Genomic DNA, 21475 nt, shown 5'->3' with positions numbered 1-21475 from the left:
GAAGTAAATGATTATATATATGCCTATAGTTATAAAATTGGGTCTGGGAATATTGTGTTTAATTGTGCAGATAAATCTTATGGGAAAAGGGAATCTTGCCCCATCCTCTGCAATGGATCAGGTTCAAAACTACGTTTTAGGTGGGATCATTGGCGGTGTAATTTATAATGAATCAATTACGGTGCTGCAATTTGTCCTGGTGTTGATTATCTGGACTTTACTTGTATTTGTTCTTAAATTCTCAAAAGAAAACAATCGATTAATTAAACAAATCATAGATGGAAAGCCTATTACCTTAGTACATAATGGCAGTGTTGATGTTAAAGAATGTTTAAGAAATGGTGTTTCTGCAAATGACTTAATGTTCAAACTCAGAGCTAATGGTATCTATGAAATTGAGCAGTTAAAACGCGTAGTCCTTGAACAAAATGGACAGTTGACGATTATTCAAAATGGTGATGAAAATATTCGTTATCCCATCATTGTGGATGGATTAGCTAATGATGACTTGCTTGAAATTATTAATAAAGATAGAGAGTGGTTGGAAGCAAAAGTCGCGGAACAAGGATTTAATAAAATCAGTGAAATTTACCTAGGTGAATATTTATCGGGTAAGATTAATTTATATGGATATGCTAGATAGTATCTAAAGTTAAGTTATCGTAATTGAGGCGGTTAGTTTTATCTCAAATGGGAAAGATTATGAGATCCAAAAAAATTGATTATAGAATTTTCCGTTTTAAATTTAGTCAATGAATTTGTTTTTATTCTGCACCAAGCGAGAATAAGCGCTATAAGCTCTCTTATCAATATTATGCGATACATGTCTGATTTTTTTTGTACCTCTTCAGCCCAACCAGTATATCGAATATTCCTCTATATTTATTAAGATAAAATAATGAACCTATAAGGGGATAGCATGGCAATGACAGTGATAGAAGCAAAAGCTAAAGCGGCAGAAATTTCAGGAGAAATTATGAAACAGCATATTGCGTCCGTTCCTGGGGTATATACATCCGCAGAATATAAATTGGATCTTTCGACAGTTTTTGAAAGGCTATATGATTCAATAAGTAAAAAAATGGACATTAAATAACACTGGTCGACCTTTAACTAATCTTGTGTGCAAGCCATCCACTAAAAATGGATGGTTTTTTATTTTTTTGTATCTAAACAAATCAATCACTATTGGACTGATTATAAAAAGATGTACTAATAAATACTTAAATAAAATTCGATGTGTAGGCATTTATACTTATTTTTAGTGTTATGTGTGATAAAAAGAGTCGCTCTATGGAAGTTCATTGCAAAGGTGTTAAAATGACCGAAACTATTTTATAAAAAATAGTGGTATAAATTAAATAATTATACATTTTTAGCACAGCGCTCTGGTGGTCTTAGAGGTATAAAATGAATAACACATATTTATTACTAGCTATACAGTTAATGACCTTTTTTATCTCTTTTCGAGCAATAGCATTTCAAGAAAAAGAGTATAACCCTGTAGTATTTAACATGGCTCAACTCTATGATTTTAATCCGGTTAGAGGAAATATCAAGGAGCTAAAAACAGTAGTCTATAATGAAGATAAGTCTATTAATTATCAATCATTTCTAAAAATTGGACGAGATGGCTGTGTAGATAGTTTTACTTATGACCAAAAAAAAGATGAATACCTGAATAGTGTCCATAACCACCTTTCACTTAAAAAAATTAACAATAAATTAGTGGGTAATGATGCCAATGGTCCTGTTGAAATGATTGTCGGCAAAAATTGTTTGATACTCTCAAGAGTGGACACGAATGGTGAGTTAATTTATCAATACAATGACGATGGGATTATCATTGGTTCACAGATCGCAAATCCTAGAACACAATATAGTGAAAATCATTACAATAAATTTAAACTTCCGGATTCGATAATTTACTATAAAGATAATATCGTATTTTCTGAAAGCATAATCACATATGGAAAAGATATTAATAAACCATTTGATCTTACCATGGAAATTAAAGCGCTAGGGCAACCAATTCTATTTGTTATTTCTACATGTGAGTATGATGAGAGGAATATTGCTCACAAATGTGATTTTGTATTGACAATAAATACAAATGGTAAAAATATCAATTTGTTAAAAAGCAGTATAACGGAAGCTGCTTTTTATTGAGGAAATATTCCATTTAACATCAGGATAATAACTAAATTACATGATGTGAATGTGAATGTGAATTATTTTTATTTTCGGGGTGATGGTGAATAATTAAATTTAAATAAATGATGTTATAAAAAGTAATTTTCCATGAAATATGATTAAAATGCCAGCGAATATTTGAAGTAAATTGCCTATCTCAATATAGAGATAGCATAAAAATAAATCTAGGGGCTTTCATATATATGAAAATCGAAATATTACCGGTAGTTGCCTGTACTGTGGCAATATTGATACCATTTAAAGCTACAGCAATGTCAGAACAAAAATATAACCCTGTCGTATTTAACATGGCACAAATGTATGATTTCAATCCCGTCAAAGGTAATGTAAAAGAAGTAAAATCAACGATTTATAATGAGGATAACTCAATAAATTATATTTCCAATTTAAAAATCGGGCGTGATGGGTGCATTGATGAATTTTCTTTGAGTCAAGTAAAAGATGAATATATCAATAGTATTCATAATGAGTTATTTGTAAAAAGAGTTAAAGATAAACTTATCGGAGAAGATATTAATGGACCAGTTGAAATGGAAATAGGCAAGGATTGCCTAGTTTTATCTAAAAAGATTCGAATGGTAAGTTATTGTATGAATATAATGATGATGGTTTTATCAAAGGCTCTATGATTAAAAGTCCAAATATTAAGTTAAATGAATATCATTATGATAAAGATAATCGGCTGTATGCAATCACTTATTACAGTGAAAATAAAGTATTTTCAGAGACAGTGGTTGAGTATGATAAAGATCCCGCTAAACCTTATGATGTACTTCTCGAAGTTAAAGTGATGAATCAATCCGCACTTATTGCAGATACTAAATGTGAATATGATAAGCGAGGAGTATCCTATAAATGTAATTTTGTACTTACATTAACACCAAATGGTAAAACCATAAAATTAAACAAAAGAAGCACAACAGAGGTAATCTTTTATTGATAAAATAGCCCCTTGGTGGGACTATTTATACATTATTATTAATGACTTTCAGATTTGGAGCTGTTGTTTTTCCATAGAATAAAATGCAGTAAACCCATCAAGCCATGACCAATGATATAGGCTTCAATGAGTCCTGTGAGCGTTTTATGTATGTTACGAGCTTCTGGCGCTAATGCTGAATTTTGTAGCCATAAAATAAACCAGATTACTCCAGATAAAACGACGATAGCTAAAGCTCCTAGACCTAATCCTTGTATCGTTGTGGCTAAACCTCTTGGAGAACTTTCTGGTAATTTTAATTTAGATAATAACCTAATATCATTTTTTATTTGAGTAAAATCTCCCCATAAATAAGGGAAAAAATAACGAAACCCTCGATTAGAAAAACACACGAGTATTAGAAAGGCGGCTAGGAATAGCAGACAAAAGCCTATCCCAATATGAATCCATGTAAAATAGAACGAGTATCCGTCTGTTGGAATGAGTCCTGCCTTTGTTACTTGCATCCAATTGCTGATAATAATTTGAGTTATGACAAGTATAAAAATAAAGCAGTGTAGCAATCGGGTCGTCTTATTTTGATATATGCCAAAAAATTGCCAAATCGATTTTAATAAATTCATGATTATCCCTGATAAAAGTCTGGTTACTTCTTTGTAAACCTTTTATTTTTAGGATTCAATAAGTTTATTTAGATGATATGAATTCGATGTCTTATGCAGATAAATTTTATTGTTTTTCTTGGGGGGGTTGAAAACGTTAAATAAGCCCGAATATACAAGTAAACAAAGCGGGAAAATAAAAAAAGAGGATACAATGAATAAGATGATGCTTGTAAAACAAGCTTTAACCACTGTGTTAGGGAAGGATATAGGTAATTTGGCGATTGTTAAAAAATATTTTTCCCCAGATTATATACAAATTGTTGATGGAAAACAGATTGATTTTGAAGAGTTTTATGAGCACCTGAAAGTATTAAAAGCAGCGACTAAAAGTATCACGGTCACAATCAAATCGATAGCTGAAGGTGATAATTGTGTGCATACACAGCATATAGCGCGTGCAATTAAAAATGATGGCTCAGTCAGTGAATTTGAGGTATTTGCTAGCTTTCAATTGGACAATGAAAAAATTATCCGTTGTGAAGAGTTAACGAGAATGTTATCAGGTTCAAAACATGATAGTGATTTAGGATCACGGGTATAAAAATTTTAAGAAATAGAATATGTAGTTAGTACTAAATCTAAAAATATTAACTACATATGGATTGATATCATCATTATGCAGGATAGGTTAATTGCATCCCAGACCCCACTTCTTTAACCGGAATATATGTAGCTAAATGTATTTTTGCAGCTAAATCGGTGCAATGGCATGGATGGATTTGTGATAAATTTTGCTGTTTAAAATAATGACTAGTTTGGTTTAGTAAATTATCAGAGGCGTGCTGTAGATGAAAACCACCTATAACGGTGATAATTTTATCCACTTTGGTCACTTGCTTTGCATACTCAACAATATTACAAATACCTGAATGTGAACATCCTGTAATCACAATTAAGCCTTCCGATGTTGTAATTGCTAGAGCGGTATCATCAAGTACATAGTCATCAACACAATTATTTTCTTGGTCTACGGTTTTACCAATTGGATCTTTTCCTTCAAATGCATTATTTCTCGGGATTTGACCAAGAAAAATAACATTATCAGAAATATAGTAAGTATTTTGTGTTTCAACTAAATCAAAATAGGCTGTGAGAACATTTCTGGGTGTATTCGCGCCAATGACCTTAGTTTTATAGTTTTTAGGTAACAACGCATTAGGATGACAAATAAGCTTTTTAGTTTGTTGGGATTCGAGGTTACGTCGGTCTAGATATTGGATTAAATGGTTGATTCCCCAAGTATGGTCATTGTGACCATGGGATAAGACTAGATCGGTAATATAGGCTAAATCGATATTAAGAATATTAGCATTCTCAATGAATACATCAGAATAGCCAGTATCAAATAATATTTTTTTTCCATCAGCCTCGATGTAGTAGCAAACACCAGGCTCACCACAAAAGTAACTATCTATTAGGGTATTGTTATCAACGAGAACAGAAATATTTATTGTCATTTTTAGCTCTTTTTTTTCAAATTTAGTTAATAACGTTATATCAGATTAACTGTAAAAGATATTCAACCAGGTATAAACATATAATTCGTAATACAATGATTTATTTAATCATATGATAAGTAAGGCTTAGGCTTTATTGCTGTTATGATACCAACAACACGTTAATGCCATACATTTTAAGAGATAATCAACCAAATCGTAGAATGACACTTGAGTCCATTATGTTTTCACTTCTAATCAAATGCTTATTTGGCGCATTAGCTGTTTTGGTCATTGCTCTTTTTTCTCGTAGTAAGGTCTATTATATTGCAGGCTTAGTTCCATTATTCCCAACTTTTGCATTAATTGCGCATGTGATTGTGGTGCAAGAACAAGGAGGTGAAGCCTTGCGAAAAACAGCGCTGTTTGGCTTATGGTCTTTAATTCCCTATGCAATGTATTTGCTCACTGTCTATTTGTTTGCTACTCGATGGAGTCCATGGGTTTGTTTAAGTGTAGCGACACTGATTTGGGTAATTACTGCGATATGTTTAGTTTATATTTGGACTCAGCTAGAATGATTAGGGTTTAATGCTAAATTTGGCAATATAACAAATTTTTATATCGGATCTGAAAGGAAGTTCATCGTTAAAGAATAATGTCATCGCAAATATTTTCATACCAATTATAATAATTCGAAATATTTCTTAATAAATCGCGTTGTGAAACATGTTGCTAAGATCATTGATATTATTGTTAGTTGCGGGCTGCGCATATATAGCGGGTTTGATGACTGACCTTTCATCATCAGCAAAAGTTAATACTGAAAGTAAAGTAAAAAATGTAGTCAAAGATTTTTTAGATTATCCCGAAGCGGCGACCTATAAAAACTTTGAATATCATATGCTTACGAAAAACTCACGTGGAGATGAAACTGGCTATTATTGTGGGGAAGTGTTTGGTTTTGAAGATGAACTATCCAATAGCTATAGACGGTTTATTGTTAGGGTATATCAAAATGTTGAAGGTAATACTTCAATTTCAATTCCTTTAATTGAACAAATAGATGATATTATCCCACCAGAGCAATTTACTGCAATTTGGGAACGTTATTGTGAGGGTCGTAAATTGTAAGGATCAGTGTGGGAGGTTATTCACCAGTTTAGTTTTTTATTGCTAGTGTTGCTAGGAATGTTGGCAAGTAATTATCAATAACAAATCGAGGGTTAGGTTGCCAATCCTCTTGAAAACCTGTAATGGTAAATCCTACTCTTATCTGCCCACCAATTAAATCTGTTAATGAATGGCCAAAAACAAAAGCTTCCTGATTTTTTTGTTTTACCTCAATTTGTTCTGGTGATAAATTTTCTAATTCAGAAAATGGCATTCTATAACGCGGTCTTATAATATTGTGCTCATCGGTTAATTTTTCTCTGTCATCGACAAAGACGATAGGATTAAAGAAGCTAGATAATAACCTACCTTGAGGTTTTAATACTCGATAGCACTCTTGCCATACTGGATTGACATCTGGGATATATAAATTGGATATAGGATGAAAAATGATGTCGAAGCTATTATCTGGGAATATTTGCAAGGAACGCATATCCCCTTGAACTATGTTTAAGGATAAATCATCACGTAGTGCGACTAATCTGTCTTGCTCTAATTGTTTTTCTGAAAGGTCAAACACTGTCACTATTCCTCCTGCAGCGGCAAGTATGGGTGCTTGTTGGCCTCCAGCAGATGCTAAACATAAGATATGTTTATTTTGAATATCACCCAACCACTGTTTATTAAGTGCTGTTGGGGTTAAATGGATTTGCCAATTTCCTTTCTTTGCTTCATCAATTGTCGCTGAGTCAACAGGAGTTGACCACGCTTGCTGTAATTCAGCTTGTTTATCCCATGCTTTTTGGTTTGCAGATATAATGTTAGTCATCAAGTGTACCTTTTAATACATTAATTGAGGGGATTCTAATTGAAATAGAATAAATGTAAATTAAATTGTACTACATAATACTAATTTTTGATGAATTGAAGTAAATTTAAAGAATATGACATGATTGAAATAAAGGCTGCTTATTTGCATAATGTCAGCAACCTTTAGCTTTTAGAGCTGATTAATATGTTAGCTAAATTTTATCCTATTATTTTATTGGTTATTTCTAATGTTTTCATGATGTTTGCTTGGTATGGCCATTTGAAGTTTACGAACAAACCCCTTTATATTGTTATTTTTATTAGCTGGCTTATCGCATTTGTTGAATATTGTTTTGCCGTGCCAGCAAATCGCTTAGGGCATCAATATTATAGTGCTGCTGAGTTAAAAACGATGCAAGAGGTTATCACCTTATGTGTTTTTGTAGGTTTCTCCGTTTTGTATCTGGGAGAAAGCATCACTATCAATCATATTATTGGTTTTATACTGATATTTGCAGGTGCTTTCTTTATTTTTAAAGGGCCATTTTGAAGAAAAACTCCTTCTATCTAGTAGAAGGAGTTTTCAATTTATACCCAGCCTTTTTGACGAAACTCTTTTAATACAAGAACAAACTGTTCCATTTCTTCAGGAGTTCCTAGAGTGAGGCGATTCCAGCCTACAACAGGTGGGAATTCTCTTCCTACCATGATGTTAGCTTCTTGCATTCGTTGTTTATATGTTTTCACATCACCTTTAACTTTGTGGAAAATAAAATTAGCTTGAGATGGCGCATATTCTAATCCAAGGTCATTTAATGCCTGTTCGACAATCTTGCGAGAAAGGTTATTTGATTTCAAGCTATACGCAATAAATTGCTTATCTTTTAATGATGCGATAGCTGCTGCGGCTCCAGCTGTATTGGTATTATCAATTGAATTAAATTCATCAACTGCAGCGATAATATCTGGAGTTGCAATACCATAACCCACACGTAAGCCTGCTAAGGCATATATTTTAGAAAAAGTTCGGGTCACAATAAGATTATTTTGACCTTTTTTTACTAATTCTATAGCGCTAATAAACTGTGGATCTTCAACGAATTCGGCATATGCCTCATCTACAATAAAAAATTGCTTATCGGTAACTTTTTTCATCCAACGATCTAATGGGCTATGTGGTGTGATCATTGCGGTTGGATTGTTAGGATTGCAGATATAAATAATAGAGAGTCCATCAAAATTATTTGCGATCTCTTCCATTTTTTCTAAGTTAAAAGAGAGGTCAGCACTCAGTGGAACTTTTTTGATTTCAATCTCTAAAGGCAGAGAGTAGAGTTCTGCATAATTAAACGTTGGATCTGGAGTAACTAATTGAATTTTTAAATTTTGTTTTCTCGCCTTATTTGCCAGCATGGCTACCGCTGCTTGAATGGTTTCCGACGAACCATTACCTATGGAAATATGCTTGTCCGATAAGTTATGCATAGCACCTAAATTTTCAATCAACTCTGATCTGGCAGCATCAGGGTAACGAAAAGAGCCTGGCAGAGATTCCACGACCGCTGTTTGAGCTTTTGGTGACATACCGAGAGAGTTTTCGTTGAAATTAAGCAGTAAAGGATGCTCTGCACTTGGTTTGATAACAGAGATTGTCTTTGCATTTGCCTGATTTAAAACGGAGTTTATTGCTAAACCACCAGCGATAAGTGAGCTTGTTTTTAAGAATGAACGACGATCCATGAAGTGTTCCTGCAATATATTTACGTTGTGTTACTAGATTACTTAAAATAATTGCAATGTAAATAAATATGTTAATAAAGTGATTTTTTATTCGCTCTTGTTGTTTTTTATCTCTGAAAATGTGTGGTCTTCATGTTGTGTTAACTGGTTAAATATTCATCTCTTCAACAATATTTCTCAGAAAGTTACCGATGAGGTGATAAATGGGCTATTTCAGAGAAATACAAATAACTAAGTGGATTAAGAGGGGGATAACCGATTAATTATCAAATATAAGTGAAAGTATGTTAACGCCACATTGAAAATCAACATTTACTAAAGATGCTATTAAGAATAAATTTATTTTAAAAAGATAATCTTTTTGAAAGGATAATTTAAAGTGAGAAGATTATCTCTTCTCACTTTAGATAATATTTATTGATTTTGAATTGGAGCATTAGTCTCCGCATCTATAACTGCAACATGTACTCTGTATTGTTTACCATTTTCACCTTTTGGTAGATCAGAGCTGATTTTTTTCAGTGTTTCTTCGGGTTGAGTTGTTTGAATCGTTGTAGAGTATTGCATAGCAGCTTGATGGCGACCAGCGTGTCGTCCATCAGCATAGTTACTGCATGGGCGTTCATATTGAGCTTGAGTATGGTTGTTATGATTAGGCCAAGAACCATGTCCAGTACCATTACCATGATATGCAAAAGTTGAAAAGCTAATGGTTAATAAACTACTAGCAATAATAATAGATTTTGAAAGTTTCATATTTTATCTCCTTTGTCTTTATATTTAATTTGCCATTTAAATATATTTAAGCAATTCAATTTACTTAATTATAGAGATTATTCTTATTGTACTCACAGTCATTCATTATTTCTTCATAATGCTAATTTCTTGTTAATTAAACTGGTTATTTATAAATAAATAAAAAATGAATTTTTATTATGTTCTATCTATGGGATATGGATCGTACTTTTTGTGCTGCACTAATTAGGTAAAGCTTATAAAGACAATAGCAAAAATGTTAATATAGCTATATCTGTTAGATTTTATAACCTGAAAAGGATCGCGGTTTGAAACGAATAAAAAGTAAGCTATTGATTATTATATTACTGGCAGTTGGTGCATTTGGTTACCAGTTTTATACAAGTATTGGGGATTCGGATATTAAAAAAAGTGCCGAAAAACTTGTTGAGAGCAAGTTAGGTACAGGAAGCTCCATTATCTTTACTGATGTAAATATCGTATTGAGAAGCGAATTTAAAGATGGAGAAAGCTATCGAGTTTGTGGTTTTTATCAAGTTAAACAACAAGATGAAAAGCAGCCATTTGTTGCTAGTATCAATGTTCAGGAAGGTGGTTTTTCAGAGCATAATCAGTTAATTGTTAGCGAAACGCCAGAGTTACGCACCGCAATTACCACCATTTGTGAAAAGTCGAAAGGATAACTTTGTTGATGTGCCCACAGTCGGTCAGGGCACATTCTATTTATAAGTTATTATGATTTATTCAGTAATAGCTCAGTTTGGATTTTACACGCAGCTATTGAATCATTCAGTGATTTATTAAATTCTGCATCAGATGCAAATTTAGATTTGTTTTTTCGTACCCCATCAATGGCTGCCATTAAATTCTGACGTAATTCTGCTTCAGTGGTTTGCAATAGTTTTAAATCCACATTTTCACTTTTGAGTTTTGTGATGGTATTGCTAGTCAGCTCGCTACTGCTTTTATTAGTGCTGTATGCGTTATGCAGTGCTTGCCCTGTTGCATCACAATAGTCTTTAGCTAGTTCACTAATATTTAAAGGCTCGTTGGCTGCGAAGGCAATAACAGGGCTTAAAAATAGTGCTAATAATAAACGTTTCATAGGCATACCTCTGATTTGTAATGAATGTGGGTCTGTAGAGACTATAGCAGACTGGGACGTAAATCATAATCTCAGAGGGTTTTTTAGCATCAATTCATAAAAAAGAGCCAGTATAAATACTGGCTGCTATAAATTAGCAAAAGCAATGTAAATGAAAATTCGTTATATACATTATCATATAACGAGAATAAATAAAGGACTTTATTTGGGTCGGATTTGGTATTCAAAGCAAAGATGATTTTGATCAGAGTTTAAGGTGAATGGAAAATAATGTAGGACAAGGAATACCAGCCTGAAATACTTAGGTAGGCTGGTAAAGGGGGAGGTTTAGGTTAGTTTTTTAACCAATGGCCATGGTGCAAAACATCTTCAACGAGCTCATGTAAGACAATATGAGCTTCTTTGTCATCATGAAATCCGCTGGTATTAAATGTTGTTGGCCCCATATCATGTGTAATCTTCAGATTGCTACCGGGATAAACTTCCAATATGCGAGCATGCAGCTCGGCAACGAATGCTTCATGGGATTTTTCAGAGAGTTTTGCCACTGCGTCGTCGGAAACTTTAATATTGATATCCATATGTTACCCTTTGATGTAAAAAGCTAATTTTTAATCAGTGTATTGTTATCATAAAACATAAGCAATAATCTTATTTGGATGATACAAAAAAGATTTAATGAGCGAGGACAAAAGTTATTATTAGCTTGGATATGATTTTATTATTATATGGATCTTTTTAGATTATAATTTTTATATATTTAATTATAGTCAAAAGTTAGATTTGTAATTTTTTAAGTTTAACTCCCTACGAAAAATTTAAATTATTTATATAAGTAAAATGAACTATTTAGATAATGAAATCAATTAAACCAGTCTAAAAAACAACCAAATTCAAACGATTGTTTAATTTTGAGCAAAAAAACAATCAATGCAATCTTATCGTGATGATATTTAATGTATTATAATATTGAGACTCAAGGCTTTTTTAACAAAGACATGTTAAAAAACAAGCATCATCATGTATAAAAAACAGAAAATAATTTACATGAAAAGCAAAAAAAATATAATTCAGGCGTCGTGTTGAATTACGTTGATTTAAATTATGAACCTTTATGGCTCATGGTTTTTATGTGTTTAACTATTATTGGCTAATATGGAGCGAAATTAATCATCAACTAAATATTAATTTAGTTGTTCTAATAAAAGGAGAGTAATTTGATAGAATTTATAAACTCAATCAGTAATTTTATTTGGGGCTCATTACTAATTTATTTATTACTCGGAGCCGGTCTTTATTTTACATTACGGTCTAAATTTATTCAGTTTAGACACTTTGGCCATATGTTTGGCATACTTAAAAACAGCACTCAGGCAGACAAATCAGGAATTTCGTCATTTCAAGCATTATGTACCAGCTTAGCAGCCCGAGTTGGCACTGGAAACTTAACTGGGGTAGCTATTGCTATCACGGCAGGGGGACCTGGAGCCATATTTTGGATGTGGGTTGTAGCCCTATTGGGTATGGCAACATCATTTATAGAATGTACCCTCGCTCAGTTATATAAAACCAAAGATGACCAAGGTAACTATCGTGGTGGGCCTTCTTATTATATGCAAAAAGGCTTAAAACAACGTTGGATGGGAGTTTTATTCTCAATCTTTTTAATCATTGCCTTTGGTTTGGTTTTTAATGCCGTTCAAGCTAATTCTATTGCTCAAGCCACTGCGGTAGCATTTGATTTTAATCCTCTCTATGTTGGTATCGTATTAGTTATTTTAAGTGGTGTGATTATTTTTGGTGGATTAAGATCAGTTGCTAAAGTCGCGGAGCTAGTTGTGCCTATCATGGCAATTGCATATCTACTGCTCGCTTTTTGGGTTGTTGGGCACCATATTGAACGCTTACCCGATGTATTTATGTTGATCTTTCGTAATGCATTTGGCTTACAAGAGGCTGCAGGGGGAGCTGTGGGCTATGGTGTCGCACAAGCTATGACCCAAGGAATTCAGCGGGGACTATTTTCTAATGAAGCTGGAATGGGTTCTGCGCCGAATGCTGCTGCGTCTGCATCTCCTTATCCCCCTCATCCTGCATCCCAAGGGTACGTACAGATGTTGGGTGTCTTCATGGATACAATCGTTATTTGTAGCGCCACGGCAATTATTATCTTGGCATCTGGTGTGTTAGATGGCCCAATTGAACAAGTTAATGGCATCGAACTTACTCAGCTAGCATTGTCATCTTCTGTCGGAAGTTGGGGTTCAACTTTCATCGCTATTGCTATTTTCTTTTTTGCTTTTACTTCAATCATTGCAAATTATGCTTACGCAGAAAGTAACATGATTTTCCTCGAAAATAACCATACCGCAGGTTTGTTTATTTTCCGCTTAGCTGCTTTAGGGATGGTGATGTTTGGTGCTTTAGCAGAAATGCCATTGATCTGGAAACTCGCTGATTTATCAATGGGCTTGATGGCGATTACCAATTTAATTGCGATTCTCCTATTGTCTGGAGTGGCATTTAAGTTAGCCAATGATTACAACCAACAACGCCGTGATGGAAAGGTGCCTACTTTTGATATCAATGATCATCCAGAGTTAAAAAAGCAAATTGAAGATGGAATTTGGGAAAAAGAGTCTGTAGAGCAGTGGGTGAGTAAGGAAGTTCGCTCATAGCAATGATGCTGTAGTATTAAATAATGTTAAGCACTTAGATAAATGTCTAAGTGCTTTTTTTATAAATAGAAATTGATAAAAAAGACTTGCTTTCTCGTGCTTGGAGCGTAATGTTTTTGAAATATACTCATGGATATTTTACCGATTACGAGGATGTTATTCAGGCTATGAAACTAGGGCAACATGCAGCAACATTCTACGGCATAATTTCCATATTATTATGGAGCACGATGGTTGGTTTAGTTCGTAGCACAAGCGAAAACTTTGGTCCCATAGGTGGTGCAGCCTTAATCTACTCTATTGGTAGTCTTGTGTTAGTGGCTGTGATGGGGCTACCTAAAATCCATTTATTTCCTAAGCGCTATCTTTTTTGGGGGGCTTTTCTATTTGTTAGCTATGAGATTTGTTTCATATTGGCTCTGGGTTTAGCCAATAACCGTCAACAAGCGATTGAGCTGGGAATGGTGAATTATCTTTGGCCGAGTTTTACAATCGCGCTCGCTGTATTATTTAATCGACAGCGATTTACATTGTTATTGATATTAGGGCTAATATTGGCATTTGCTGGGCTATTATGGGTGATTTCTGGAGACCAGCCTCTATCGCTAGATGCTATTTTATCGAATATTCAAAGTAACCCGATAAGCTATGGATTGGCCTTTGTGGGCGCAATATTGTGGGCGTTTTACAGCAATATTACGAAGCGTATGGCGAATGGATGCAATGGAATGGTCTTATTCTTTATCATGACATCTATTGGGCTATGGGGACTCTTTTTACTTTCTGAGCCAGCGCCATTTAATATTAATCTGAACAGTATGAGTTTATTGCTGATCACCGCAATTGCAACGGGAGGCGCTAACGCTCTTTGGACTGTTGCAATTATCAAGGGTAACGTCGCATTTTTGGGAACTCTCTCTTATTTTACCCCTGTGATCTCTACCGCATTTTCTTCAATGCTATTGAGTACGGCATTAACATGGGGATTTTGGCAGGGAGTTGTGATGGTCACCATCGGGTCAATAACTTGTTTTATCGCGACAAGACGCCGCTAAATACGGTATTAGCCCGCAAAATGCGGGCTTCATCTAATTAATTAGACCAAATTTCGCTCTACAAAAGGATCTCTTTTTGCCGTAAATTTACCGATAAACATCGAAATAATGAAAGCAATCAGTCCCGGAATTAACCAACCCATACCTTGTTCAAATAGCGGCAAATGTGTCATCAGTATTTCTTTTACTGAACCGCTTAATAATTTCATATTATTCAATGTATCAAATAAGCTCATCAAAACAACCACTGCAATGGTAATACCATAAGTGACTCGTGGGGCCGCCATATATTGACGAGCAAATTGCAAGAATACGATAGTTACCGAGGACGGATAAATCATCAGTAGTGCAGGAATTGTCACACGTAGCAACGTATCAAGACCGAAAGTTGAAACGATGGTCGTTAATAAGGTGAAAAATACCACCCAGAACCGATAGCTTAAACGATGATGGAACGTTGCGAAATAATCAGCACATGCGCTGGTAACGCCTACTAAGGTGGTCATACTGGCTAGCAATACGATCCCACACATAATCCACGTACCAATCGAACCAAATAAAACATCCACATAGCGAGAAAAAATTTGTCCGCCATTCGTTGCTGTATTAGCAACTTGCTCGCTCGTCGCCCCTAAATAGAATAAGCAAATATACAGTGCAGCTAATAAACTGACAGAAATTAGGCCGGCTTTGATCGTAATGATGGCAACTTGGCGAGGTTCGGTAATTTGCTTAGAAGCTAATGCACGAGCAACAATCCCCCCGAATGCCATTGCAGATAAGACATCCATGGTTTGATAGCCATCAATTACGCCACCTAAGAAGGCAAACTCTGCATACTGATTTACAGGCTGATTGATAGACGATAGTGGATCTAGCACGACAGAGATACCGACAACCACTAACAGAATTAGCAGTGCGGGCGTCATAAATTTACCAATGGCACTGATCATCGTACCTTGCTTCAACATGAAGAACATAGAACCAAAATTGAAAATGAGTGCAAAAGTCAGATGCGAGAAAGTATTTTTCTCAACCAGACCTAATGGCAGAAAGCCCATTTCAAAAGCGGTATTTGTCACTCTTGGCATGGCAAAGGTTGAACCGACGATCAAATAAAGAGCAACCCAAAAAATAACGGCAACCCATTTAGGTAAATCGACTGATAGTTTTTCACCTCGACCTTTTACCGCGACGGTAACTAGCGTTAAAAAGGGCAATAATACGCCAGTAATCAGAAAACCTAGGGAGGTATTGAACCAGTCTGTTCCTGATTGATATCCGGCCATTGGAGGAAAAATGATGTTTCCTGCACCTAAAAATAAGGCAAAAACCATCATTCCAAGAATTAACATATCTTTTGTTGAAAACATTTTACTACCTGTTAGTGATGTTGATTTTTTATTGTGTTTGTTAGCATATGGTCACTTTTTTGAACGCTGCAGATAGTATCAAATTTGGTAAGGTAAGTAAGGGGAAGGATAAAAGAGTTGGTAAGCTAAGGTAGCGGATGGATATGCCAAATGTGCAAACAATAGGCATATCCAATAGAGGTAAAATAAATTTATAGGAATTTGAACTTTAAAATCTAAAATATCTAGACAATAAATTTATTTATTGCGACGGCAACACCATCACAATCGTTGGTCGATGTCACAAATTTCACCATTTCACGGATATGTGGCTCCGCATTCCCCATTGCAACAGAAACACTGGCGTATTTTAGCATCGCAATGTCATTATTTTGGTCTCCGATGCTCATGACCTTATCGGGGGTTATAGCAAGCTTTTCACATAAAACCTGTAGTGCGGAACCCTTACTGGCATCTTTGTTCGATATTTCTAAAAAGTAGGGGCTAGTACGAATTAGAGAATAATTTTCGAACGTATTTTCTGGAATATAGCTGATACCAATTTCTAATTTTTCAGGGTAATCAATGACCATGATTTTTGTGAAACTTAATGAGGTATCCATCTCATTGACTGGGCAATAAACTAAAGGGGTATTCGTAAAATAGGCATCATGGATGGTATAGCGACTGATGTGTCGGTTAGCAGTAAACATTGTGTTATCTGCTAAGGCATGCATATGAACCCCAATATTATTAGCCAGCTCGGCGAAGTACTGATAATCCTCAAAATCTAACAAATCTTCATATACATGGCTTCCATCGTTAGCTTGATGAATAACGCTACCATTATTACTAATACAATAATTATTTGTAGTATCTAACCCAAGCTCTTGTAAATAAGGTTGAATGCCAGAATAGGGGCGACCCGAAGCCAATACAATGCGAATACCTTTTTGCTGGGCATGAGCGATGGCATTTTTAACGTTAGGGGATATTTGGTGTTGGGAATTGAGTAACGTACCATCTAAATCAATGGCGACTAGTTTAATAGACATCAACGCCTCCTAAATTAGAGTTTTATGTCAGTACCTTACTCTGATTATTAAGAATGTAAATTATCTAACTGACTGATGCGGGTATCAATCAAAAAAAGATATAGATTATGAATGCCCATGTTTTATTGCATTAAAATGAACAAACTCATTGATAATGCACGTAAAACAAATTCACTCATAGTCTTCGGTTAAGTGCAGTGGTTGCTTTACATCCAGCTGGATCTGGTCATTTTGCCTGAAATCAAACGGAGTAATGCCATATTCTTTACGGAACATATACGTAAAATGCGATTGGGAGCCGAAGCCAAAATCAAGCGCAATATCAAAGATAGATTGATTGCTATTTCTCAATAAATTCACAGCGCCCGCTAATCGACGTTGGCGTATATATTTACCTAAAGAAATCCCTGTGACTTCTTTAAAGATTTTTTGCATGTGCCAAAGGGAATAGCCTGAATAAGCAGCCAGCTCTTCCAAGTGGATGACTCGCCCCAGATGCTCTTCAATCCATTTACTTAAAGCAATTACAAGTGCTAAGTGGTTATCTTGTGCCATCTCTAATTCATTTTTATTTTACGGTAACTGAAGTATACACAACTTCATTTCACCATGACAAAGGTTGGTTGTGCGGTATACGAGATTTTTGTATGAAAAACACACACTCAGAGCCAGTTAGTTCACATAAGCTGTAAAAATAAACAATTATTTTATTGAAAAGGGCGAATTGCCTATTTTTGCTAAGTTAGTGATAAAAAAATTAATTAGCATTGAATCAGGCTAACGTTTTAGAGAATCCCTATTTCATGCGTAACATACTGCTAGCTATCACTATTATATTAAGCTGCGTTTTTTTATATCTTCTTGCCATGGATAGCCTGTGTGACCAAGGGGGAGATGACTTTATCTTAGGAATATGCCGCGTAACCAGCTTGTTACCATTTTGAATTTGCTTTTTGCAACGTCATGCTTGATATTAGTTCGTCGTTTTTTAAAAAAATGACAAGACAGGCAGACAGTCCGCTTTTCAGTAGTGTTAATTGAAAAATTCAAATAAACTTGAGTGATTATCACCACTGTGGACGAAGATAAAAAAGCAAGAGGACGAAAGGGTAAAGATATGGAGCAACAGACGCTCAAGCGCGGATTAAAAAATAGACACATTCAATTAATAGCTTTGGGAGGCGCTGTCGGGACTGGGCTGTTTTTAGGAATAGCCACAACGATACAGATGGCAGGGCCTTCAGTATTGCTCGGGTATGCTCTTTGTGGGTTTATCGCCTTCCTCATCATGCGCCAGCTTGGGGAAATGATTGTTCAAGAACCGGTCGCGGGTTCTTTTAGCCATTTTGCATTTAAATATTGGGGCGGTTTTGCTGGGTTCTTATCTGGCTGGAACTACTGGGTCATGTTTATTCTGGTTGGGATGACAGAATTGACAGCCGCAGGCAAATATATGCAACACTGGTGGCCTGAACTGCCAATATGGGTTTCTGCACTTGTTTTCTTTATTGCGGTCAATGCAATTAACTTAATCAATGTTCGCTCCTACGGTGAAACAGAATTCTGGTTTGCACTGATCAAAGTCATTGCCGTTGTTGCAATGATTATATTTGGTTGTTATTTACTGTTTAGTGGACATGGCGGCCCACAAGCTAAGGTCAGCAACCTATGGGAATATGGCGGGTTTTTCGCGAAAGATTTTAGCGGGTTGCTGATGGCACTGGCAATTATTATGTTCTCATTTGGAGGCTTGGAGCTGGTTGGGATTACGGCTGCTGAAGCAGAAGATCCAGATAAAAGCATTCCAAAAGCGATTAACCAAGTTGTATACCGTATTTTGATTTTCTATATCGGTTCTTTAGCTGTATTGTTAGCCTTGTATCCATGGGTGCAGTTAGATGGCAAAACCAGCCCATTTGTATTAATTTTCCATGAGTTGGGTGATTTGTTCGTTGCTAACGCATTAAACGTTGTCATCCTAATTGCTGCGTTATCTGTGTATAACAGCGGCGCTTATTGTACGAGCCGTATGTTGTATGGCTTAGCTCAGCAAGGTAATGCACCCAAATTTATGGTGAAAGTCAATAAAGGTGGAGTACCCGTGATGGCGCTGATTATTTCAGGTATCGCGACGTCTGGGGGGATCTTAATCAATTTCATCATGGAAGGTCGTGCGTTTGAGTTATTAATGTCCCTTGTGGTGACAACGTTGGTTCTTAACTGGATTATGATTTGTATCTCGAACCTGAAGTTTAGAGCGGCAATGAATAAACAGGGCATAGAAACAAAATTCAAAAGTATTTGGTACCCATTTGGTAACTACCTCTGCTTGGCATTCCTTTTGCTGATCTTGGTTATCATTTTAATGATGGATGGATTACGTATTTCGGTACTTATTATGCCATTATGGATTTTAGTCCTATGGATTGGTTATCAGTTCTCCGGAACTAAAAAGCGTAATGTAGAAAATAAAATAGCGTAATATTTTCGAGTAGAAATACTAAAAAAGAAAGCCGGTGATTTTTTATCTACCGGCTTTTCTTTTGAGACTAGTTTTTAAGTAGTGATTACCACTGCCAACGTAGCCATGCAAACAAGACGTTACCATTGTTATAGGTTCCCGGAATATAGGTTGCTTGGACAGAAAGCTTATCATATTCAATAGAAACTAACGGTAATGGAACGGGAATAGGGATGTAGCTATACTCTTCACGGGCTGTAATCCCCAAAGTGAAACCAGCTCCCATTCGGAAACCATCAATTTCACCAGGGATCCACATTTTTTGGAAACCGTAACCTACAATCGGTTCAACTTTATTGTGAGAATCCATAAAGGCCATCGCATACAACGCATGCCAATCATTGTCTTCATCGTAACGATACTTACCAATACCAAAACCCCAAGGTTCTTCATTATAAGTATCCGTTTTTTCTTTATCGTACATAAAGCGGTTATGCCACGTAAAGAAGGGAACATATAATTCATACTTATCAGAATCCCAAGTAGCGCTGACATTGTTGGTAAATTTATCCCATAAACCGACGGATTCTTCTTCAGCTAAGGCAGGTGATGACATGCAGATTGAGGCTGACATAATGATCGATGCGCCTACAACCAACTGTATGTTTTTATTTACTCTCATTGCGGATCCAGTTCTGGTTATCTTTTGATAATTTCAAATAATTGACATGATAATAATTAATGCATTATCGCTATTGGAATAGTTATAATTTTAATTATTTTAATAAAGATAAGCGGAATAGGATAGTAGTAATTAGTTAATTTAGGATAATGACTTAATCATTCAGTAATATAGTGTAAGTAATCAATATATTATCTTTATTGGGTTTTATCTATTTAACGATGATAAGTAAGGATAAAATGCATCTTTAATCGCCAAAAAAGCTGAAATCATTCTAAATTAGAATGAAAAATTAATATTCATCACATTAGAAAATATCTTCACTGGTAATTGATATCGCATATGAGACAATCAAAATAATATTATTGATTGATTATTTTAATGAATATTCAAGTTTGCCAAGATAGAGTCTAACCATAATATGTGCAAACTAGATTGATATTTAATCAGAAAGAGAGGTGATTAGTGAGAGTGAATGCATTAACGATTGCAGGAACTGACCCATCGGGTGGTGCCGGTATCCAAGCCGATCTTAAAGCGTTTTCAGCACTTGGAGCTTATGGCGCGAGTGTGATGACCGCATTGGTGGCTCAAAATACCCGTGGAGTGCAATCTGTTCATAACTTGCCGCCAGAATTCGTGGCTGCTCAACTTGAATCGGTATTGAGTGATATACGTATTGATAGTGCCAAAATTGGCATGCTGTCGAACCAAGATAATGTCATCGTAGTTGCTGATGCACTAAAACAATATTCTATTCCCTATGTTGTGCTTGATACCGTGATGGTCGCTAAAAGTGGTGACCCATTACTACTACCTAATGCGGTAGACTCTCTAAGATGTGAATTACTACCGATAGTTTCTCTTATCACTCCCAACTTACCTGAAGCTGCAGTACTGCTTGATGAAGCAATGGCTAAAACCGAAGAGCAAATGATTGATCAAGGTCGGCGATTATTAGATTTAGGCTGCCAAGGCGTACTGATGAAAGGAGGGCATTTAAGTGATGCTGAAAGTCCTGATTGGTTGATTACACCCCAAGGCGAATGGCGTTTTACATCTTTGCGTATTAATACCAAAAACACCCATGGCACGGGTTGTACACTTTCTGCTGCATTAGCCGCACTCAGACCTCGTTGCACGGATTGGCAACAAACGGTTATTGAAGCAAAAGCCTATTTACAGGGCGCATTAGAACAAGCGGATAGTTTAGAGGTAGGCTCAGGATTTGGCCCTGTCCATCATTTTCATCGTTGGTGGTAAGAATTTATCAGGGGACAGATAAAAGAAATGGCTAGCTCAAGGGAGATTGAGCCAGCCAAGGAGGTGGTTCCTAGTCTTAATTTATGACTTTCTAGTTCTTCGTTTTCGACAGTGACTATACGATATCGAATAACCAATTGATGTGATCTG

At 35.5% G+C, this 21475-nt stretch carries 26 protein-coding genes; 15 read left to right on the top strand and 11 right to left on the bottom strand.

Features of this window, described 5'->3' with window-relative positions:
• Positions 1-7 precede the first annotated feature (7 nt).
• From EL244_RS10230 to EL244_RS18130, 5 genes are all read left to right on the top strand, one after another.
• On the top strand, positions 8-643 hold the full coding sequence (locus EL244_RS10230; RefSeq protein WP_126460724.1) for a DUF421 domain-containing protein: 636 nt from the start codon (positions 8-10) through the stop codon (positions 641-643).
• A 276-nt stretch (positions 644-919) separates the two neighbouring features.
• Positions 920-1096: a hypothetical protein gene (locus EL244_RS17910; protein WP_006815384.1), complete on the top strand. Its 177-nt coding sequence runs from the start codon at positions 920-922 to the stop codon at positions 1094-1096.
• Between the two features lie 314 nt (positions 1097-1410).
• A complete protein-coding gene (locus EL244_RS10225; RefSeq protein WP_126460721.1) occupies positions 1411-2169 on the top strand; it encodes a YnfC family lipoprotein in 759 nt (252 codons plus the stop codon).
• A gap of 227 nt (positions 2170-2396) precedes the next feature.
• Positions 2397-2843: a YnfC family lipoprotein gene (locus tag EL244_RS18135; protein ID WP_269471755.1), complete on the top strand. Its 447-nt coding sequence runs from the start codon at positions 2397-2399 to the stop codon at positions 2841-2843.
• Positions 2840-3154 carry a hypothetical protein gene (locus EL244_RS18130; RefSeq protein WP_269471754.1) on the top strand — a complete coding sequence of 105 codons (315 nt, stop codon included), beginning with the start codon at positions 2840-2842 and terminating at the stop codon, positions 3152-3154. Before EL244_RS18135 ends, EL244_RS18130 begins: the two co-directional genes overlap by 4 nt.
• Before the next feature lie 38 nt (positions 3155-3192).
• On the opposite strand, the gene EL244_RS10215 is transcribed toward EL244_RS18130, so the two are convergent.
• A complete protein-coding gene (locus tag EL244_RS10215; protein WP_126460718.1) occupies positions 3193-3777 on the bottom strand; it encodes a cytochrome b/b6 domain-containing protein in 585 nt (194 codons plus the stop codon).
• Positions 3778-3970: 193 nt separating this feature from the next.
• Between EL244_RS10215 and EL244_RS10210 the strand changes: the two genes are divergently transcribed.
• Complete coding sequence (locus EL244_RS10210) at positions 3971-4360, top strand: nuclear transport factor 2 family protein (RefSeq protein WP_126460715.1); 390 nt, start codon at positions 3971-3973, stop codon at positions 4358-4360.
• A 73-nt stretch (positions 4361-4433) separates the two neighbouring features.
• Here EL244_RS10210 and EL244_RS10205 read toward each other — a convergent pair whose 3' ends face one another.
• Positions 4434-5276 carry an MBL fold metallo-hydrolase gene (locus tag EL244_RS10205; protein ID WP_126460713.1) on the bottom strand — a complete coding sequence of 281 codons (843 nt, stop codon included), beginning with the start codon at positions 5274-5276 and terminating at the stop codon, positions 4434-4436.
• Positions 5277-5497: 221 nt separating this feature from the next.
• Here EL244_RS10205 and EL244_RS10200 point away from each other — a divergent pair, with 221 nt between their 5' ends.
• Together EL244_RS10200 and EL244_RS10195 are read left to right on the top strand one after the other, a co-directional pair.
• Entirely contained in the window at positions 5498-5836 is a 339-nt protein-coding gene (locus tag EL244_RS10200) for a GlpM family protein (RefSeq protein ID WP_126460710.1), read from the top strand.
• Positions 5837-6044: 208 nt separating this feature from the next.
• On the top strand, positions 6045-6389 hold the full coding sequence (locus EL244_RS10195) for a hypothetical protein (RefSeq protein WP_230084816.1): 345 nt from the start codon (positions 6045-6047) through the stop codon (positions 6387-6389).
• A gap of 28 nt (positions 6390-6417) precedes the next feature.
• On the opposite strand, the gene EL244_RS10190 is transcribed toward EL244_RS10195, so the two are convergent.
• Complete coding sequence (locus EL244_RS10190; RefSeq protein ID WP_126460704.1) at positions 6418-7197, bottom strand: class I SAM-dependent methyltransferase; 780 nt, start codon at positions 7195-7197, stop codon at positions 6418-6420.
• 186 nt (positions 7198-7383) lie between these two features.
• Between EL244_RS10190 and EL244_RS10185 the strand changes: the two genes are divergently transcribed.
• Positions 7384-7728 (top strand): DMT family protein, encoded by a 345-nt coding sequence (locus EL244_RS10185; RefSeq protein WP_006815375.1) that lies wholly within the window; start codon positions 7384-7386, stop codon positions 7726-7728.
• Positions 7729-7766: 38 nt separating this feature from the next.
• Here EL244_RS10185 and EL244_RS10180 read toward each other — a convergent pair whose 3' ends face one another.
• Positions 7767-8918, bottom strand: a complete 1152-nt coding sequence (locus EL244_RS10180; protein ID WP_126460701.1) for a pyridoxal phosphate-dependent aminotransferase — start codon at positions 8916-8918, stop codon at positions 7767-7769.
• A 414-nt stretch (positions 8919-9332) separates the two neighbouring features.
• Positions 9333-9674 carry a hypothetical protein gene (locus tag EL244_RS10175; protein WP_126460698.1) on the bottom strand — a complete coding sequence of 114 codons (342 nt, stop codon included), beginning with the start codon at positions 9672-9674 and terminating at the stop codon, positions 9333-9335.
• Positions 9675-9982: 308 nt separating this feature from the next.
• Between EL244_RS10175 and EL244_RS10170 the strand changes: the two genes are divergently transcribed.
• Positions 9983-10357 (top strand): hypothetical protein, encoded by a 375-nt coding sequence (locus EL244_RS10170; protein WP_126460695.1) that lies wholly within the window; start codon positions 9983-9985, stop codon positions 10355-10357.
• Between the two features lie 50 nt (positions 10358-10407).
• Here the strand turns inward: EL244_RS10170 and EL244_RS10165 are convergent, their stop codons facing one another.
• Both EL244_RS10165 and EL244_RS10160 read right to left on the bottom strand, forming a co-directional pair.
• Positions 10408-10779 (bottom strand): hypothetical protein, encoded by a 372-nt coding sequence (locus tag EL244_RS10165; protein ID WP_126460692.1) that lies wholly within the window; start codon positions 10777-10779, stop codon positions 10408-10410.
• A gap of 332 nt (positions 10780-11111) precedes the next feature.
• Entirely contained in the window at positions 11112-11360 is a 249-nt protein-coding gene (locus EL244_RS10160) for a DinI-like family protein (protein WP_006815370.1), read from the bottom strand.
• Between the two features lie 636 nt (positions 11361-11996).
• On the opposite strand from EL244_RS10160, the gene EL244_RS10155 reads away from it, so the two are divergent.
• Positions 11997-13457, top strand: a complete 1461-nt coding sequence (locus EL244_RS10155; RefSeq protein ID WP_126460689.1) for an alanine/glycine:cation symporter family protein — start codon at positions 11997-11999, stop codon at positions 13455-13457.
• A 167-nt stretch (positions 13458-13624) separates the two neighbouring features.
• Positions 13625-14512 (top strand): aromatic amino acid DMT transporter YddG, encoded by an 888-nt coding sequence (gene yddG / locus EL244_RS10150; RefSeq protein WP_112837551.1) that lies wholly within the window; start codon positions 13625-13627, stop codon positions 14510-14512.
• 41 nt (positions 14513-14553) lie between these two features.
• On the opposite strand, the gene brnQ is transcribed toward yddG, so the two are convergent.
• The 3 genes from brnQ to EL244_RS10135 form a co-directional block, all read right to left on the bottom strand.
• Positions 14554-15885 carry a branched-chain amino acid transport system II carrier protein gene (gene brnQ, locus EL244_RS10145; RefSeq protein WP_126460686.1) on the bottom strand — a complete coding sequence of 444 codons (1332 nt, stop codon included), beginning with the start codon at positions 15883-15885 and terminating at the stop codon, positions 14554-14556.
• Between the two features lie 224 nt (positions 15886-16109).
• The gene (gene yidA / locus EL244_RS10140) at positions 16110-16919 is read right to left on the bottom strand and encodes a sugar-phosphatase (RefSeq protein WP_006815366.1); all 810 of its coding nucleotides are present in this window, start codon (positions 16917-16919) and stop codon (positions 16110-16112) included.
• A 171-nt stretch (positions 16920-17090) separates the two neighbouring features.
• On the bottom strand, positions 17091-17474 hold the full coding sequence (locus EL244_RS10135) for a helix-turn-helix domain-containing protein (protein ID WP_006815365.1): 384 nt from the start codon (positions 17472-17474) through the stop codon (positions 17091-17093).
• 248 nt (positions 17475-17722) lie between these two features.
• Here EL244_RS10135 and mgrB point away from each other — a divergent pair, with 248 nt between their 5' ends.
• Together mgrB and EL244_RS10125 are read left to right on the top strand one after the other, a co-directional pair.
• Positions 17723-17863, top strand: a complete 141-nt coding sequence (mgrB, locus tag EL244_RS10130) for a PhoP/PhoQ regulatory lipoprotein MgrB (protein WP_071599555.1) — start codon at positions 17723-17725, stop codon at positions 17861-17863.
• Between the two features lie 173 nt (positions 17864-18036).
• A complete protein-coding gene (locus EL244_RS10125) occupies positions 18037-19401 on the top strand; it encodes an amino acid permease (RefSeq protein ID WP_126460683.1) in 1365 nt (454 codons plus the stop codon).
• A gap of 85 nt (positions 19402-19486) precedes the next feature.
• Here EL244_RS10125 and pagP read toward each other — a convergent pair whose 3' ends face one another.
• Positions 19487-20062: a lipid IV(A) palmitoyltransferase PagP gene (gene pagP, locus EL244_RS10120; RefSeq protein WP_006815363.1), complete on the bottom strand. Its 576-nt coding sequence runs from the start codon at positions 20060-20062 to the stop codon at positions 19487-19489.
• Between the two features lie 465 nt (positions 20063-20527).
• Here pagP and thiD point away from each other — a divergent pair, with 465 nt between their 5' ends.
• Complete coding sequence (gene thiD, locus EL244_RS10115; protein ID WP_126460680.1) at positions 20528-21325, top strand: bifunctional hydroxymethylpyrimidine kinase/phosphomethylpyrimidine kinase; 798 nt, start codon at positions 20528-20530, stop codon at positions 21323-21325.
• Positions 21326-21475 lie beyond the last annotated feature (150 nt).

This window comes from Providencia rustigianii, from assembly GCF_900637755.1.
Classification (GTDB): Bacteria; Pseudomonadota; Gammaproteobacteria; order Enterobacterales; family Enterobacteriaceae; genus Providencia; species Providencia rustigianii.
The sequence above is the reverse complement of the archived record's forward strand: the minus strand, read 5'-3'. Positions and strand labels throughout refer to the sequence as shown.

What these genes read in the sequence shown, in the direction of transcription:
- EL244_RS10175 (WP_126460698.1), bottom strand. Translation starts at nt 9,674, where the DNA reads ATGAAACTTTCAAAATCTATTATTATTGCTAGTAGTTTATTAACCATT.
- brnQ (WP_126460686.1), bottom strand. Translation starts at nt 15,885, where the DNA reads ATGTTTTCAACAAAAGATATGTTAATTCTTGGAATGATGGTTTTTGCC.
- EL244_RS10180 (WP_126460701.1), bottom strand. Translation starts at nt 8,918, where the DNA reads ATGGATCGTCGTTCATTCTTAAAAACAAGCTCACTTATCGCTGGTGGT.
- EL244_RS10200 (WP_126460710.1), top strand. Translation starts at nt 5,498, where the DNA reads ATGTTTTCACTTCTAATCAAATGCTTATTTGGCGCATTAGCTGTTTTG.
- pagP (WP_006815363.1), bottom strand. Translation starts at nt 20,062, where the DNA reads ATGAGAGTAAATAAAAACATACAGTTGGTTGTAGGCGCATCGATCATT.
- yddG (WP_112837551.1), top strand. Translation starts at nt 13,625, where the DNA reads ATGAAACTAGGGCAACATGCAGCAACATTCTACGGCATAATTTCCATA.
- EL244_RS10160 (WP_006815370.1), bottom strand. Translation starts at nt 11,360, where the DNA reads ATGGATATCAATATTAAAGTTTCCGACGACGCAGTGGCAAAACTCTCT.
- yidA (WP_006815366.1), bottom strand. Translation starts at nt 16,919, where the DNA reads ATGTCTATTAAACTAGTCGCCATTGATTTAGATGGTACGTTACTCAAT.
- EL244_RS10125 (WP_126460683.1), top strand. Translation starts at nt 18,037, where the DNA reads ATGGAGCAACAGACGCTCAAGCGCGGATTAAAAAATAGACACATTCAA.
- EL244_RS10225 (WP_126460721.1), top strand. Translation starts at nt 1,411, where the DNA reads ATGAATAACACATATTTATTACTAGCTATACAGTTAATGACCTTTTTT.
- EL244_RS10210 (WP_126460715.1), top strand. Translation starts at nt 3,971, where the DNA reads ATGAATAAGATGATGCTTGTAAAACAAGCTTTAACCACTGTGTTAGGG.
- EL244_RS10215 (WP_126460718.1), bottom strand. Translation starts at nt 3,777, where the DNA reads ATGAATTTATTAAAATCGATTTGGCAATTTTTTGGCATATATCAAAAT.
- EL244_RS18130 (WP_269471754.1), top strand. Translation starts at nt 2,840, where the DNA reads ATGATTAAAAGTCCAAATATTAAGTTAAATGAATATCATTATGATAAA.
- EL244_RS10230 (WP_126460724.1), top strand. Translation starts at nt 8, where the DNA reads ATGATTATATATATGCCTATAGTTATAAAATTGGGTCTGGGAATATTG.
- EL244_RS10165 (WP_126460692.1), bottom strand. Translation starts at nt 10,779, where the DNA reads ATGAAACGTTTATTATTAGCACTATTTTTAAGCCCTGTTATTGCCTTC.
- EL244_RS10195 (WP_230084816.1), top strand. Translation starts at nt 6,045, where the DNA reads ATGACTGACCTTTCATCATCAGCAAAAGTTAATACTGAAAGTAAAGTA.
- EL244_RS17910 (WP_006815384.1), top strand. Translation starts at nt 920, where the DNA reads ATGGCAATGACAGTGATAGAAGCAAAAGCTAAAGCGGCAGAAATTTCA.
- EL244_RS10135 (WP_006815365.1), bottom strand. Translation starts at nt 17,474, where the DNA reads ATGGCACAAGATAACCACTTAGCACTTGTAATTGCTTTAAGTAAATGG.
- EL244_RS10205 (WP_126460713.1), bottom strand. Translation starts at nt 5,276, where the DNA reads ATGACAATAAATATTTCTGTTCTCGTTGATAACAATACCCTAATAGAT.
- mgrB (WP_071599555.1), top strand. Translation starts at nt 17,723, where the DNA reads ATGCGTAACATACTGCTAGCTATCACTATTATATTAAGCTGCGTTTTT.
- EL244_RS18135 (WP_269471755.1), top strand. Translation starts at nt 2,397, where the DNA reads ATGAAAATCGAAATATTACCGGTAGTTGCCTGTACTGTGGCAATATTG.
- EL244_RS10190 (WP_126460704.1), bottom strand. Translation starts at nt 7,197, where the DNA reads ATGACTAACATTATATCTGCAAACCAAAAAGCATGGGATAAACAAGCT.
- EL244_RS10185 (WP_006815375.1), top strand. Translation starts at nt 7,384, where the DNA reads ATGTTAGCTAAATTTTATCCTATTATTTTATTGGTTATTTCTAATGTT.